The organism is Marinomonas sp. IMCC 4694, from assembly GCF_008122525.1.
Classification (GTDB): Bacteria; Pseudomonadota; Gammaproteobacteria; order Pseudomonadales; family Marinomonadaceae; genus Marinomonas.
The window spans coordinates 1534689-1550610 of the sequence record NZ_VSRV01000001.1 but is presented as its reverse complement, the minus strand read 5'-3'; the positions used below and the strand labels follow the sequence as shown (position 1 = coordinate 1550610).

The window sequence follows — 15922 nt, the reverse complement described above, 5'->3', positions numbered from 1 at the left end:
GCTGTTTATAGCGCTAATGCGCGCCAACATGCAATTTTACTTCGCCTGATCGCGCCTTTGCTAAAAGACGGACTCTGTTATACTGACAAACACATTATTAAACAGGCTTTTGCAACACAAAAGCAAAACATTAAGGAGTAGAAAATTCTCATGTCAGAAAAAGCCATTGTTGTGTATTCCGGAGGGATGGACTCTTTCACCGTGCTCAATACGGCTATAAAAGAAGGCCTAGAAGTGCATGCCATTTCCTTTAACTATGGTCAAAAGCACAGCAAAGAATTAGTGGTAGCGGCACAAGTGTGCCGTGATTTGGGTGTTTCACATAAAGTAGTTGATATTACTGCGATCAATAGCCTGATGGCCAACTCATCATTAACCGGTGAAGCAGACATCCCAGAGGGCCATTATCAAGACAACAACATGAAGTCTACCGTTGTGCCAAATCGAAACATGATATTGCTCTCTATGGCGATTGCCTATGCGGTCAATCTGGAAGCAAGCAAGGTCTATTATGGTGCCCATTCAGGTGACCATCACATCTATCCAGACTGTCGGCCTGAGTTCGTGGCGGCAATGAATGCCGTCTCATTGATTGCCAACTATCAGGCAGTCGACATTGTCACACCTTTTTTACAGGCATCAAAAGGGGATATTTTAAACGCTGGCTTACAGATGGGGCTTGATTACCGTCACACTTGGACTTGTTACAATGGCCGAGAAAAATCCTGCGGTAAATGCGGCGCTTGCATCGAACGTCTCGAAGCATTTGCGGAGCAAGGTCAAATCGACCCTCTAATATACGAAGCCTAATGCGTTTACCTGGCCGATACGGTAGCGTCTTGCGCCACAAACACATAAAATGCGCTCAGCACACAACATATTGTGTTTTTACTGTTATACAAACACCATTACCACAGTTACATAAGGATTTAACATGATCATTTTACACACAAATCACGGCGACATTCACGTAGAGCTGGATTACGAAAAAGCCCCTAAGTCGGCAAAAAACTTTGAAGATTACGTAACATCTGGTTTTTACAATGGCATTATTTTTCATCGCGTCATTAATAACTTCATGGTTCAAGGTGGGGGTTTTGAGCCAGGAATGACTCAGAAAGAATCACGCACTGCCATTGAAAACGAAGCCGATAACGGCCTTAAAAACGAAATAGGTACGTTGGCCATGGCTCGTACCATGGACCCACACTCTGCTTCTGCTCAATTTTTCATTAACGTGGCAGACAACAGCTTCCTAAATCATCGCAGCAAAACGCCAGATGGTTGGGGTTATGCGGTTTTTGGCAAAGTCACTGCAGGCATGGACATCGTTAACAAAATCAAAGAAGTGAAAACCACAACAAAATCAGGTCATCAAGATGTGCCTGCTGAAGATGTGATCATTGAAAGCGCTGAATTAGTCAAAAGCGAAGACGAATGATCCGTTATTTCATTTCGGATTTGCACTTAAGCGACAAACGCCCGGATCTTATCCGGGCGTTTGTAAAGCTTTGTGGCGAACTTATTGAGCGCAACAAAGAAGCAGAGCTGTATATCCTAGGCGATTTTTACGAAGCCTGGATAGGCGATGACTATCAGCCTCATTGGAATACTCCTGTCGAAGGTGCTTTGTTAACGCTCTCTCAATCAGGCATAAATGTCTTCATCCTACATGGCAATAGAGATTTTCTGTTAGGCAAAGAATGGCTCAATCGAGTGGGTGCCATACTCATCAAAGAACAAACGGTGCTGTCTCTGGAGAACAATGCTCTACTGTTAACGCACGGGGATGAATATTGTCTTGAGGATACGGAGTATCAGGCTTTCAGAAAAACCGTTCGCTCTACAGAATGGCAAATGCACATTCTCGCCATGCCATTAGAACAGCGCATTATATTAGCTGCCCAGCTTCGTAACGACAGCCAATCGATGGCCTCGGGGAAATCGAACGACATCATGGATGTCACGACCCTCGCAGTAGAGCATTCTTTAGCCGAACACCAATGTTGCGCCGTAATACATGGCCACACCCACCGCCCCAACGTTCACCAAGAAACAGAGCATGTACGTTGCGTGCTTGGTGACTGGGACGAATTCATCTGGCTGGCAAGTGTCGAAGGTTGCACGTATACCCAATGCCATGCTTCTGTTGAAAATTTCTTACAGCACGGGTTAAAAGGACTACACGAAACCCACAAAGTCTCTCTTTTCTCGTAGGCATATTTGAATCTATCCACCGAATAGCGCCCCAGCCATACCATTGTGCCGGCGCTATTGTCCTTTAGGTGCGAATCCAACACATAATCCACATGACAAAAACTAACGTTTTAACAAATCTCGTACCCAAACTGTCTCGTCAGTGTTGCGGGAGCGATTAAACTCAATATTTCGGTTGTGTAACAGGGCAACCGCGCGAAAAAAAGCGTTGTTCACCACCACTGGGCTCAAGGCAACAGCGTAATTTCGCCACCAATGCTGCTGCGCCTTGCAAGTCAGTAATTGATATAAAAAATCCAACTCCAAAGACCCTTTATACATCACATCTAAATCGACAACCGGGTCTACCTTAGCTATTTGCAAAGCAAGCCAATAGGTAACATCTGGTAAGGTTTCACTTTTCTGTATGCTCATTTTAATTCTCCAAATCAGCGAGCGCCTCTAATGAGTGTAGCAGGCAGATAAACGCTGACCAGAAAAGTGTCGATAATAGATTGTGGTGTTTTGTAATTCAACCCTGACTAGGTGGGCCGCTGTGCACACGAAACGCCACATCAGGCTCAACAATTAGCTTGTGCTCAACCTCGCGAAAAAAGGCAATGCGTTCATCAATAGGCTCGCCTGCATACTCTTGCGCCAGCGTGAGGTAATCCTCAAAATGACGCGCCTCGGACTTTAATAACGAAACATAAAATTTAGACAACTCATCGTCTAAATGTGGAGCAAGCGCTGCAAAGCGCTCACAAGAACGCGCCTCAACAAAAGCCCCAACAATCAATGTATCGACTAACCTAGCTGGCTCATGGGTACGAATATGTTTGCGCATACCATCGGCGTATCGTGACGCACTAAGGTGTTCGTAAGCGATTCCACGACTTCGCATCAGCTTGTGAACTTGCTCAAAATGCAGCAGCTCCTCACGCGCTAATCGTGACATTTTATGAAGAAGGTTGTCCCGATCCACATAGCGATACATCAGGTTCATAGCGGTAGATGCGGCTTTTTTTTCACAATGAGCATGGTCATTTAATAACAAAGAGGGGTTCTTAATCGCCCAATTCACCCACGCCTCTGGCGATTGGCAGGGAAGAAATTCAACAAGCTCTGGGTACGCTGATAACATTACTCTACCTTTTTGCGTTAAAAAACGTGATTATACTCGGTATTAACCACTTAGACACCAACGTCTTGATTTGGATATCAAATTCGTAATGAATGATTTTTATGACCCAATAAAACTAAAAATTGGTCAACACGTCGGTGTTGAGCTCGACCCCTATGTTTTGAACTACCCCATGACAGAAAACAAATCCATTTGGGTCGCAGATCAGGGCGGTCGGCCCTTTGTATTACGCTTTTTTCAACCTGAGCGCGGTAAAATAGATCGTTTTTTACAAAACGCGAGAAAATACGCGACCATCAAACACCCAGCCATCACCCCCAATTACCCCCCCTTTTATTCGCGATTTTGGGTGTTTTCCTGTTCGGCTGTTTGTGGTGGAGAAAACCTTTACAGTTTTTTAGGAAAATACCCTGAAGGCGCTCCACTCAATGTAGTTATTAGCCTGTTTGATAATATTGCCACGGCCTTGGATCAGGTTCACAAAAATAATTTATATCATGGTCATCTTGATCTAAGCGCCATACATGTTGTGAATGGCTTAGGTTTAATGACGGGGTTTGGCGCATACAACTGGATGGATAGAATCGATGACAGTGTCATGGATAGGCGTTTTTTGCCACCTGAATACCTGAAAAAAGAACAAAAGCGCACCGTCGCTTCAGATCGCTTTGCTTTTATGAGGCTGCTGATGGCCGCCTTGCTAGGCGAATCCATTTTAGATAAAAACTTAAATGTCGACCTTCCCGACGCTCACCCCAATTTAAGCCATTCCACGTGGGATAAATTAGTAAATTGGAGCCATGACAATGAACGAAGCAGACCAAAATCACTTACCGAAGTGGTTCGCATCCTGCGCGCCAATCACTATAAACCTGAGCCAAATGACCGCGCTCGAACCAGACTTATGTTCAAGCGGTTCTTTAAAAAGCCACCGTTCAACGCATTATTAGCGGCCGCTTTCGCTTCAACAACGGTCTTAGCCGCTGTGATTTTTTGGCCTGAACGACCGGCTAACCCCTTGCCTGTTGAAGCTACCACTGCACCACCTAGGCCAACAGAAACACCCATTTCATTCGAATCGCTACCGCAAGTGCTTGAGGAGCCGCTCACCACTGTGTCAGGCAAAGCGCCAAAAATTGAAAAAATCGCCCCCGCCACGTTTATCATGGGGGATCAAAATAGAATGGGGGATGATAACGAACTGCCCGCGCATGAAGTTGACATCCCAAAAGGCTTTTATATCAGTAAATATGAAGTCACCTTTGATCAATACGATCAATTTGCTAACGCCACAAATCGAGTACTGCCTCCTGATAACGGCTGGGGGCGTGGGCAGCGCCCTGTGATCAACGTCAGCTGGCATGACGCAAAAGCCTACACAGCCTGGATCTCAGCCGAAACGAGTGCGGAATATCGATTACCAACCGAAATTGAATGGGAATACTCGGCACGAGCCGATTCAACAACTTCATTTTGGTATGGCAATTCCGTAAAACCGGGCTACAGTGTGTGTGACAGCTGCGGAAGCCAATGGGATGGCATTTCCTCTGCCCCTGTCGGCAGCCAAGCCAGCAACCCACTGGGATTATTTGACATGCACGGCAATGTAGCAGAGTGGATTGAGGATTGTTATCACGATAATTACGATGCAGCGCCCACAAAAAACCAAGTCTGGTTGGCAAAACAATGTGACAATCGTGTTCTACGAGGTGGTTCGTGGTTTGATATTCCTAGAGTGGGACGAAGCGCGACCCGATTTAGAGCAGAACCTAATTTAAAAGCCAGTAACTGGGGCTTCAGAGTGGTTAGGATCATTCAGCAATCTAATACAACAGCCAAATCGGAATAATTCTGCTAAATATCCCCTATTCGAAATTGTTATGGCGTGTCGTCACTATTACGGGAGGTTTTTCTGTAAACTACTGTGATTAAAGTCACGCTGTTAAAACATTTAGGTACTGAAGGCAGGGTGACTGAAAACAATTTGACACCCATCATAGTGTCTAGTATCAACGCAGCTTACTTTAATAATGAGTTAAGCTATTCAGCCGCAACACCCCCATAAATAACGTTAAGAGGTGCACATGAGCCTGTATTTAGAGTACTTACAAGAAATCGAAAACCGTAAAAATCAAGACCTGCATCCTAAGCCTATCGATGGCGCAGATCTATTGGCTGAAATCATTGCGCAAATCAAAGATACCGCCCATAAACACCGTACAGAGTCTCTAAATTTTTTCATCTACAATACGCTTCCAGGGACGACCAGTGCTGCGGTTGTAAAAGCAAAATTTCTGAAAGAAATCATTCTTGGTGAATCCGTCGTTGCTGAAATCACACCAGAGTTTGCCTTTGAACTCCTTTCTCACATGAAAGGTGGCCCATCAGTCGAAGTGCTCCTAGACCTAACCTTGTCTGATAATACCACCGTTGCTGCGCCCGCTGCTGACGTACTGAAAACACAAGTTTTCTTATACGAAGCTGACATGGAGCGCCTTGCAAATGCTTACAAAGCGGGCAATGCTTTGGCAAAAGACGTGCTTGAAAGTTACTCTCAAGCGGAGTTTTTTACCAAGCTTCCTGAGATTGCTGAAAGCATTGATGTCGTTACCTTTATTGCGGGTGAAGGCGATATTTCAACCGACCTTCTTTCTCCCGGCAACCAAGCGCATTCCCGTGCTGACCGTGAGCTTCACGGTAAATGCATGATCTCTCCCGAAGCGCAAAAAGAAATTCAAGATTTGCAAAAACAATATCCTGGCAAAAAAGTCATGATGATTGCGGAAAAAGGCACTATGGGCGTGGGCTCTTCACGTATGTCTGGCGTGAATAATGTTGCATTGTGGGCTGGTCAACAAGCAAGCCCTTATGTGCCATTCGTGAACTTTGCGCCTATTGTTGCAGGTACAAACGGTATTTCACCCATCTTCCTAACCACCGTTGATGTTACCGGCGGCATTGGTTTGAACCTGAAAAACTGGGTAAAAAAACTGGACGCTAACGGTCAACCGCTTAAAAACGACAGTGGTGATTTCGTGCTAGAAGAGGCCTACTCGGTCAAAACAGGTACAGTTTTAACCATTAACACGAAAGAGAAAAAGCTGTACAACGGCGACAAAGAACTGGCTGATGTCTCTAGTGCCTTTACCGCTCAAAAAGTCGAGTTTATGAAGGCCGGTGGTTCATACGCCATTGTATTTGGTAAAAAACTGCAAACATTTGCAGCGGAAACCTTAGGCGTTGAAGCCAAATTAGTCTACGCGCTGTCTAAAGAAATCTCCCATGCAGGCCAAGGCCTTACTGCGGTTGAGAAAATTTTCAACAACAATGCAGTCGGTGTTAAATCAAAAACGGCATTACACGCGGGTTCTGATGTTCGCGTTCAAGTCAACATTGTTGGCTCACAAGACACCACAGGCTTAATGACATCTCAAGAACTTGAGTCAATGGCAGCCACTGTGATTTCTCCAATTGTGGACGGCGCTTACCAATCTGGTTGTCATACAGCATCGGTTTGGGATTCCAAAGCACAAGCTAATATCCCGAAACTTATGAATTTCATGAATAAGTTTGGTCTTATCACCGCCCGTGATCCGAAGGGCGTCTACCCTGCCATGACCGACGTTATTCACAAAGTATTGAATGATATTACCGTGGATGACTGGGCGATTATTATTGGTGGTGATTCACATACACGTATGTCTAAAGGCGTCGCATTTGGTGCTGACTCCGGCACAGTGGGCCTTGCTTTAGCAACTGGTGAAGCAACTATGCCAATTCCTGAGTCTGTAAAAGTGACTTTTAAAGGCCACATGAAAGACTACATGGATTTCCGCGATGTTGTTCACGCAACACAAGCGCAAATGCTCAAACAGTTCGGTGACAACGTCTTCCAAGGTCGCGTTATTGAAGTACACATTGGTACCCTATTGGCTGACCAAGCATTTACTTTTACCGATTGGACCGCTGAAATGAAAGCTAAAGCGTCTATCTGTATTTCTCAAGATGATACCTTGATTGAATCTTTGGAAGTGGCAAAAAGTCGTATCCAGATCATGATCAACAAAGGCATGGAGAATGCAGCACAAACCTTACACGGTTTAATTGCTCTTGCTGATAAACGTATTGAAGAAATCAAATCTGGCACAAAACCGGCTCTTGCACCTGACAATAACGCCAAATATTATGCTGAAGTGGTTGTTGATTTAGATCTACTTGATGAACCCATGATTGCTGATCCAGACGTTAATAACGATGATGTCTCTAAACGCTATACACATGATGTGATCCGTCCTGTTTCCTTCTATGAATCTAAACCCGTTGATCTAGGTTTTGTGGGTTCTTGTATGGTGCATAAAGGCGATATGCAAATTATCGCTCAAATGTTACGTAATCTTGAGAAACAAGGCCAAAAAATTGAGTTTAAAGTGCCACTCGTTGTTGCGCCACCAACGTACAACATCGTTGATGAGCTTAAAGCGGAAGGTGATTGGGATATATTGCAGAAGTATTCCGGCTTTGAATTTGATGATACCAATCCAAAACAAGTTGCACGTACTAAATACGAAAATATCATGTATCTGGAACGCCCTGGTTGCAACCTTTGCATGGGCAACCAAGAAAAAGCGGCACCTGGTGACACCGTTATTGCCACGTCAACACGCCTCTTCCAAGGTCGTGTGGTAGCGGATACTACAGAGAAGAAAGGTGAATCATTACTTGGTTCAACGCCAGTGGTTGTTCTTTCAACTATGTTAGGTCGCTTCCCTACTATTGAGGAATACAAGGCCGCTGTAGATGGCATTAAGCTAACTGACTTCGCGCCACCGTTAGATCAAATGACAACGGCACCAGTCGAATTCATTCCTGTAAACAACGTGTAATACAGCCTGTATTGGTGCACTGATGAGTGCACCAATGAATCGTCAAAAAAAGCCACTAGACTTTTAGTTTAGTGGCTTTTTAGTGTATAAACACACCTAACACCTTTCTTAATAGTCCCACTCTTCATGAGACAAAAGTGATGTATTCAAGGTCTCACGATGAAGTCGCCATTTGGGCATAAATTCCTCCATGTACCGTATTCAAAACGGTTAAATTCGTCATCAGCTAGATTAATGCCGTTACTCGTGCTTTTGACTGAAAGCGGTGGGTTGGCCACCGCAAAATCAAAGGCTTTCAAATCGCCGTTATCATTTTTCCACTTAGGGCTGGACAAGGTGTTATCTTGCCAGATTTTCGCGGGAGGCGTCCATACCGCCACGCAGTTCATCGCAGCTTGCCCAGAGACTTAGATAAAGTGCGGTTTAAAAGGCAACAATTCGCTTACATTTTGTCAAACATATTGCCCTGCACAGTACCCACTCGCCCATGCCCATTGGAAGTTATAGCCACCCAGCCAACCGGTTACGTCGAGTACTTCACCGATAAAATACAGCCCATTTTGCTTTTGAGATTCAAACGTTTTCGAGGAGATTTCTTTTGTGTTGATGCCGCCCAGAGTCACTTCGGCTGTTCGGTAGCCTTCGGTTCCATTGGGTTGGATGTCAAAGTGCTTAAGGTAGTGATGTAAGCGTTCAATTTGTTCGTTTGATGTTTGTGCGCTGCGTTCTGAAAGCCACGTGAATTCTTCTTTTATGAGTTCAACGAGGCGTTTTGGTAACGAATTGGATAAGAGGCTTTCAAAGCTTTTTTTGGGTGTACTATGTCGTACCGCCATCAAATCAACCAAGGTTAGATTGGGGGCAATATCGATGCTGAGTACTTCACCTGGCTGCCAATAATTGGTGATTTGTAAAATAGCAGGGCCACTAACACCGCGATGAGTGAAGAGCATAGGCTCCCGAAATACCTCGCCGTTGGCGGCGGCGGATATATCGCAGGCGATACCTGACAAGGTCGACAGTTGCGCTTTTCGCTCCGGCTGCACGGTAATCGGCACGAGGCTTGCTCTTGTAGCAAGCACATGATGACCAACTTGTTTGGCAATATCGTAGCCAAAACTCGTCGCGCCCAGTGTTGGAATGGACAAGCCACCCGTCGCGACAACCAGAGATTCACATTGAAAATCCCCTTGATTAGTTTTAACGAGGGTGTGCCCATTTTGAAAGTCAAGGTGGTGAATCTTTGTATTAAGCTTTAGCTCAGCACCGGACCACTCGAGCTCAGTAAGCAACACATCTAATAAGTCTTTCGCGGAATGCTCACAAAATAATTGCCCTGGTGTTTTCTCAACATAGTCTAAACCATGGCGATCCACTAAATCGACAAACGCTTGTGGTGAATAACGGCGCAGCGCTGAAATACAAAAGTGCGCGTTATCAGATAAAAAGTGTTTAGGGGCTGTGTCCATATTGGTAAAGTTACAACGCCCTCCTCCTGACATGAGGATTTTTTTACCTGCTTTATTTGCGTGATCCAATACAAGCACACTTTTACCACGGTAACCAGCTGTTGCGGCACACATCAAGCCAGAGGCGCCAGCCCCTATTACAATCACATCAACTTTATCCACAACCGACCTCATGATTAAAATACGCGTGCATTATAGTGTTTGCGGTTTATATTAGCACCTCATAAGCCTTTTTTTTGCCATCATCAAAAGCGAAATATCACCCTGAAAATCTTGTCCACAGAAACCGTTAAAAAGGCTGTGGGAATCATAAATTTTATCTTATTTTTCAGCCTGTTAGATAAAATCAAATCTTTTCTATTAATTTTTAAAAACAGACTAGAAAAATTAAAATCTCTGCTTTATTTGAAAAATGCAAACGCTTTTTTAAAAAACGCTCTATACAAAATAACTGTTTAAATATACAGTGCTGTATAAATGAACAGTTACTTAATAGTTAGGACTTAGCCATGTTAAAACGTCTCAGTGCGATTAAAAATTTACATAAACTAACCCTATTGGGTGCTTTTTCACTCGCCCTGTACGCGCCTATCAAGGACATTGTGCAGTACATAAGCGCTCATTTTGAAAGTGAAACCATTCAGATTGTTGATGCGTCCTTTGGTAGCCATTTACCTTGGCAAGAACCCAACACCACCTACTTAAAAGTAAGCCAGAATGCGCGCGCCAGCCTATCTCACCCGCAAATCATCTACACCAAGTTACGGTTTGTTAACCCCACATCCGAGCACCAAAGTTACCGTAAAATATGGCTCAATTTTTCTCACCAAAACGGCGATCAAGAATACACAACGGATTACACTTTATACAATTCAGAAACACGCCAACGACTCATTGGACACTCTATACAACTGGGCCCAAACAGCGCTATTGACGTTGTGGCTGCGTATCGATTTATTCCGAGTTACAGAGACAAATCGCCTGTTAGTATGAGCGTGTCATGGGAAGGCCAGCATTTATTGAGGGAAAGGGCCTGCGATTACAATTTAAAAGAGGCGGCCAACACCACATTTCACTATCAGTGTCGCCAATAACGCCATTAAAGCAGAACACGCTCTAGCGGCTGGACAGCACGCTAACAAGCCTTCCAATATATTTATTGATAATCGTTTTCATTTCCAATACTATAATTACACTAAAACCTATTGGAGATTCAAACATGAAACGACTCACCCCTATTGCCCTTGGTATCACAGCCGCCATGTTAACGGCTTGTGGCCCAGCCATGGTAAAGCAAGAATCTAATACCGTGTCGGCAGCGTCGGTAGTGGTTCACTATGCCGACATAGCGGAAGCGATTTATGAGGATTCTCTAACCACCGCCAAGCACTTACGCGCCTCTATTGCCGTACTCTTAACCGAACCAACCGAAGAAAACTTGTCTGCGGCACGAACCGCTTGGATTGCGGCTCGTGTTCCTTATCAGCAAAGTGAAGTCTATCGTTTTGGTAATGCCATCGTGGATGACTGGGAAGGAAGAGTGAACGCGTGGCCGCTTGACGAAGGGCTAATTGACTACGTAGCCAAAAGCAGCTACGGAAGTGAATCGGATTTAAACGAGCTGTATACCGCCAATGTCATCGCATCTAAACAGCTGGTAATTGCTGGTGAAACAGTTGACACTTCGATCATTACCCCCGATTTGATTGCAAACCACTTACAAGAAGCCGATGGCGTAGAAGCCAATGTGGCAAGCGGCTATCACGCCATTGAGTTTTTATTATGGGGTCAAGATTTACATGGCACTAACCCAGGCGCAGGTGAAAGACCCGCTACCGATTTTGACCTAGCTAACTGCTCAAATGGCCACTGTGATCGTCGCCGCGATTATTTGGTCGCTGCGACAGATTTGCTTATTTCTGACTTAGAGGAAATGGCGAACAACTGGCAGAAGACCGGTGCCGCTCGTCTCGCACTGCTGCAGCAAACTCCAGATCAAGGCTTGTCGACTATACTGACCGGGATGGGCAGTTTGGCCTATGGCGAATTGGGGGGCGAAAGAACCAAACTGGGATTAATGCTCCATGACCCAGAAGAAGAACACGATTGCTTCTCTGACAATACCCACTGGTCACATTATTATGACGCCAAGGGCATCAAAAATGTTTACTTGGGAGAATACAAGCGCGTTGACGGCAGCTGGCTAAAAGGCGCATCTCTGTCGGCGATTGTCGCTGAACAGAACAGCGCCCTTGACACAGACATGAAACAAAAACTAAATGCAACCGAAGCCGCGGCTCAAGCCATGGTCGACGCCGCTATACAAGGCCAAACGTTTGATGTTCTGATCGCGATGAACAACACAAAAGGAAACCAACTTGTACAAAATTTTGTGGACGCTTTAGTGGAAGAAACACGCTCGACAGAAGAGGTAATCCATCAATTAAATCTTCAAGATATTACGCTGGAAGGCTCAGATAGCTTAGACAACCCTGGCGCCGTGTTTGAATAAGCCGCGTTTGACTAAGCCATGGTTTAAAAACGGCGTTTCCATAAAGCAAACATGAACGTTTCCTCTATCAAACCTATTTAAAAAAGCCACAGGGACGTGGTGTAGTGTATCGGTTAAGAGCTGTATCCACCTATGATGACAAGAGTAATGCCCTTCCAATTAATAGCTGGCGCCTGCGTCGGTTTTTTTTGTTTACAAAATACGGCGTTGGCGAGTGACTATACACACCCCATAAGTGGAATAAGCGCACACCAAAAATTAGAACACAAAATTGGTGAAGCAATCTTTCAAAAACTGTGGGTCCCCGCCCCCTCGTCAACGACCGCCAGTGACGGATTAGGGCCACTGTACAACGCTCGCTCCTGTCAAAACTGCCACGTAAACAATGGTCGAGGCCATGCACCTGAAGCACACATCAATGGGGCTTCTGTGCCGTCTTTTGTTGTTCGCCTTGGGAAAAACACGGCGTCTGCTTCGTCCACCATCGAAGGCATTTTCCCTCACATCGGCGACTCCCGTTATGGCCATCAGTTTCAACATCATAATGCTCCTGGCATTGAGCCAGAAGGCGACTATCATCTTACCTATCTGACTCAGATTGAAACATTCGATGATGGTACAACGGTCGAATTAAGGCAGCCAAAGTTACACTGGAACACGCTTAATTATGGCAAACTCGACGCTCTGACAGGCCACACTTTGCTCGTGTCCCCCCCGTTAGTCGGCATGGGGCTCTTAGACCATATCCCAGACGACGTTATTCTTGCCAATAGCGACCCTGACGATTTAGATAATGATGGCATCAGTGGCCGCCCAAACCGGATTCTAATCGACGGCAATATACAGCTAGGGCGCTTCGGTTACAAAGCCACCACAGCAAGGTTGAGCGAGCAAAACCAGCAAGCTTTTAATATAGACTTGGGGCTATCAACACCAATTTTGCCGAATGCGTCCGGTGACTGCACCGTTTTTCAGCAAGGCTGTGTAAACAGCCCCAATGGCAACAGCGTACATTTAGATAACCTAGAAGTTGACAGACAACAAATGCGACTGGTCAATGTCTTTATTGCTTTGTCTGCGCCTCCCGCGATGCGGCGCCTACAAGATCCCTCTTTTTTGGCAGGAAAGCGCCTATTTGACCAGGGTCGCTGTGCAAGCTGCCATACACCCAAAATGCATACGGGCGAAAACTCAACGTTTCAAGGGTTAAATAATCGCACCTTTTACCCTTTTACCGACATGTTACTGCACGATATGGGAGAAGGACTGGCCAGCGGCTTTCCAGCGTTTTCCGCGCAGCCAAGAGAATGGCGAACAGCTCCGCTATGGGGAATAGGGCTCTCCGAAACAGTGTCTAAAAGACAAGGTTTTCTCCATGACGGCAGAGCCCGAACACTAGAAGAGGCTATTTTATGGCACGGAGGCGAGGCACAACCCAGCCAACAATTTTATAAAGCGTTAAACTCAGCAGATCGTAAAACACTCATTCATTTTTTGGAGTCACTTTGATGAAATATTTTCCAAAACTGTTCGCTCTGGCGATTAGCACCAGCCCATTTTTACTGTACGCCGGACAGTGGGAAGGCCCTTTAAGCGGGATAACATCCCAGGTTATCCAACAGGGATACCAAGACTACACCATTTCATCGGCGTCGTTGCAGCAACGAACGGCTGACTTTTGTAAGGCGCCCTCACCACAGACTTTGCTAGTGGCACAAGGTGCGTTTCAACAAAATGCATTAGATTGGCAGCGGATACAGTGGTTAAACTTTGGCCCTGTGACCTATTTTATGAGGTATTACGCGTTTGAGTATTGGCCCGACAAAAAGGGGGTCACGCAAAGACAACTCAGAACCCTAGTACAAGGCGACCCAGCAGTGATGGAAGCGCCTAAATTCTGGACATCCGCCAGTATCGCGGTAAGAGGATTAACAGCCATTGAAAGCCTGCTGTATCATCCAGATTTTGAGCCAGTTAAATCGGCTGACCACTGTCAATTGCTTTTAAAAATCACTCGTCATCACCTAGACAGTGCCAGTGAGGTCGAAAAACAATGGCAAGGCGCCAGCGCACAAGACTGGGTGTTTGACGAAGAAGGCACTGGATTTGACCCTGAAAGCGTCGCCTTAGAACAGTTTTTGCAACAATGGATCGAACACATGTCGGCCGTCAAAGACGCCAAATTAGAAACGCCGATTGGCTATAATACTCGTGAAAATTTAAAACTTGCAGAGTTTTATCGTAGCGACTTACCACTTAAAGCCATACAACGAAATCTACAATCGTATGGTGAAATTTATCATGCTGGGTCCCCTTCTTTATACGAAATCGCACAACAAACAAGCCCTGAGCTAGCCGAACAATTGGAGCTGCAGCTCATAAAAAATCGCCAACTGTCTCAACAATTGCCCGATGATTTTTTCCAACCAGGCCGCACTCAAGTAGAACGGGTTGAGCTCGCGACACCGCTAGTGAAATCGATTTCAAACAGCCAAACCTACCTTACGAACTTGGTCACTTCGTTGGGATTTCAGATTGGTTTTAACAGCCGTGATGGAGATTAGCCATGCTTAACAGACGGTCGTTTCTTGCTTTGAGCGGGGCAGTACTCGGCGCACCGTCATGGGCGACATTGACCCAAAGCAGCTCCTCTGGTTCGGCTTTGTTTGCGTCGGCGTATTCGCTGGGCACGCAATCTCATCATTTTGGGCTGTTTGACGAGCAAGGTCGTTTTATATGGACGACCCCGTTAACCGACCGAGCACACGCGCCAGTCATTCACCCTAATCAGAGCATCGTCGGCATTGTCGCTCGAAGACCAGGTTTTTTTATCGACTTTTTCGACGTGTCTAGCCACCAAAGAATCCAGCGTATTGAGCCGCAGCATGAGCACCATTTTTACGGTCATGCACTCTTTACCAAAAATGGCAAAGCACTGATCACACAGGAAAACCATTACCCAACAGGCCAAGGCAAAATAGTCGTACGTGACTGGCCATCTGGGCAAGTCGTTGCAACTTTCAGCAGCAATGGCATTGGCCCACATGAAGCCATTTTCTTAAATCAACATGTATTAGTGATCGCCAACGGTGGGCTGAAAACTCACCCAGACGAAGAACGAACTATTTTGAATCTATCGACGATGAAACCCAATGTTACTTACTTACACTTAGTCGATGGCCGCATTTTAAATGAATCGTTTCACCCCGATGAATGGCACAAATTGAGCATTCGTCACCTCGATGTCAACGCCGAAGGCACGGTCGCATTGGGCTTTCAATACCAAGGGGACATACGGGATCAGGTCCCTCTTGTCGGCTTGTCTCGGCTTGGTCAAACAACCTTACAGTACCTGACACCGCCTGAGGCTATCAGAGTCCGATTTAAACAATATTGCGGCAGCGTGTGCTTTGATTCGACAGGTGACGTGCTTGCCGTCAGTACACCTAAAGGAGGATTGGTGGCATTTTGGCACCTTGCTTCGAACACCTTTCTTGGGATCGAAAACTGTCGTGATGTGTGTGGCTTGATCGCGACAAACAATGCTTATGAGTTTCTTGTAACCAGTGGAACAGGCGCTCAGCGCCTCACCAACCCTGTCTCAAAAAACAGTCGTTTGGTTAAAAAGCACATTGACATTCAGTGGGATAACCATCTGAAACGTATCAATGTGTAAAGTTCTAGTTACAAATAGATACAAATATAGTTAAATGCGTGG

General features: G+C 45.5%; 14 protein-coding genes. 10 read left to right on the top strand and 4 right to left on the bottom strand.

Annotation, left to right across the window (positions count from 1 at the left end; all coding sequences use genetic code 11):
• Window positions 1–150: 150 nt before the first annotated feature.
• The 3 genes from queC to FXV75_RS07065 all read left to right on the top strand — a co-directional run bounded on the left by queC (window position 151) and on the right by FXV75_RS07065 (window position 2217).
• Window positions 151–810: a 7-cyano-7-deazaguanine synthase QueC gene (gene queC / locus FXV75_RS07075; protein WP_148831905.1), complete on the top strand. Its 660-nt coding sequence runs from the start codon at window positions 151–153 to the stop codon at window positions 808–810.
• Window positions 811–934: 124 nt separating this feature from the next.
• Entirely contained in the window at window positions 935–1441 is a 507-nt protein-coding gene (locus tag FXV75_RS07070; RefSeq protein ID WP_148831903.1) for a peptidylprolyl isomerase, read from the top strand.
• The gene (locus tag FXV75_RS07065) at window positions 1438–2217 is read left to right on the top strand and encodes a UDP-2,3-diacylglucosamine diphosphatase (RefSeq protein WP_148831901.1); all 780 of its coding nucleotides are present in this window, start codon (window positions 1438–1440) and stop codon (window positions 2215–2217) included. Before FXV75_RS07070 ends, FXV75_RS07065 begins: the two co-directional genes overlap by 4 nt.
• Window positions 2218–2319: 102 nt before the next feature.
• Here FXV75_RS07065 and FXV75_RS07060 read toward each other — a convergent pair whose 3' ends face one another.
• Window positions 2320–2631 carry a hypothetical protein gene (locus FXV75_RS07060; protein WP_148831898.1) on the bottom strand — a complete coding sequence of 104 codons (312 nt, stop codon included), beginning with the start codon at window positions 2629–2631 and terminating at the stop codon, window positions 2320–2322.
• A 97-nt stretch (window positions 2632–2728) separates the two neighbouring features.
• Window positions 2729–3340 carry a tRNA-(ms[2]io[6]A)-hydroxylase gene (locus FXV75_RS07055; RefSeq protein WP_148831895.1) on the bottom strand — a complete coding sequence of 204 codons (612 nt, stop codon included), beginning with the start codon at window positions 3338–3340 and terminating at the stop codon, window positions 2729–2731.
• A gap of 88 nt (window positions 3341–3428) precedes the next feature.
• On the opposite strand from FXV75_RS07055, the gene FXV75_RS07050 reads away from it, so the two are divergent.
• Together FXV75_RS07050 and FXV75_RS07045 are read left to right on the top strand one after the other, a co-directional pair.
• The gene (locus FXV75_RS07050; RefSeq protein WP_148831892.1) at window positions 3429–5189 is read left to right on the top strand and encodes an SUMF1/EgtB/PvdO family nonheme iron enzyme; all 1761 of its coding nucleotides are present in this window, start codon (window positions 3429–3431) and stop codon (window positions 5187–5189) included.
• Between the two features lie 235 nt (window positions 5190–5424).
• Window positions 5425–8223 carry a bifunctional aconitate hydratase 2/2-methylisocitrate dehydratase gene (locus FXV75_RS07045; RefSeq protein ID WP_148831889.1) on the top strand — a complete coding sequence of 933 codons (2799 nt, stop codon included), beginning with the start codon at window positions 5425–5427 and terminating at the stop codon, window positions 8221–8223.
• Window positions 8224–8369: 146 nt separating this feature from the next.
• On the opposite strand, the gene FXV75_RS16405 is transcribed toward FXV75_RS07045, so the two are convergent.
• Both FXV75_RS16405 and FXV75_RS07035 read right to left on the bottom strand, forming a co-directional pair.
• Window positions 8370–8612, bottom strand: coding sequence for an N-6 DNA methylase (locus FXV75_RS16405; RefSeq protein WP_148831886.1), 243 nt, complete (start codon window positions 8610–8612; stop codon window positions 8370–8372).
• A gap of 63 nt (window positions 8613–8675) precedes the next feature.
• Window positions 8676–9866, bottom strand: a complete 1191-nt coding sequence (locus FXV75_RS07035; RefSeq protein WP_148831884.1) for an NAD(P)/FAD-dependent oxidoreductase — start codon at window positions 9864–9866, stop codon at window positions 8676–8678.
• A 335-nt stretch (window positions 9867–10201) separates the two neighbouring features.
• On the opposite strand from FXV75_RS07035, the gene FXV75_RS07030 reads away from it, so the two are divergent.
• The 5 genes from FXV75_RS07030 to FXV75_RS07010 all read left to right on the top strand — a co-directional run bounded on the left by FXV75_RS07030 (window position 10202) and on the right by FXV75_RS07010 (window position 15880).
• Window positions 10202–10786: a hypothetical protein gene (locus tag FXV75_RS07030; protein WP_148831881.1), complete on the top strand. Its 585-nt coding sequence runs from the start codon at window positions 10202–10204 to the stop codon at window positions 10784–10786.
• A gap of 125 nt (window positions 10787–10911) precedes the next feature.
• Window positions 10912–12204 (top strand): imelysin family protein, encoded by a 1293-nt coding sequence (locus FXV75_RS07025; RefSeq protein WP_148831878.1) that lies wholly within the window; start codon window positions 10912–10914, stop codon window positions 12202–12204.
• A 132-nt stretch (window positions 12205–12336) separates the two neighbouring features.
• Window positions 12337–13713, top strand: coding sequence for a di-heme oxidoredictase family protein (locus FXV75_RS07020; RefSeq protein WP_148831876.1), 1377 nt, complete (start codon window positions 12337–12339; stop codon window positions 13711–13713).
• Window positions 13713–14768 carry an imelysin family protein gene (locus FXV75_RS07015; protein WP_148831873.1) on the top strand — a complete coding sequence of 352 codons (1056 nt, stop codon included), beginning with the start codon at window positions 13713–13715 and terminating at the stop codon, window positions 14766–14768. The genes FXV75_RS07020 and FXV75_RS07015 overlap by 1 nt, the downstream gene beginning before the upstream one ends.
• A gap of 2 nt (window positions 14769–14770) precedes the next feature.
• The gene (locus tag FXV75_RS07010; protein WP_148831870.1) at window positions 14771–15880 is read left to right on the top strand and encodes a DUF1513 domain-containing protein; all 1110 of its coding nucleotides are present in this window, start codon (window positions 14771–14773) and stop codon (window positions 15878–15880) included.
• Window positions 15881–15922 lie beyond the last annotated feature (42 nt).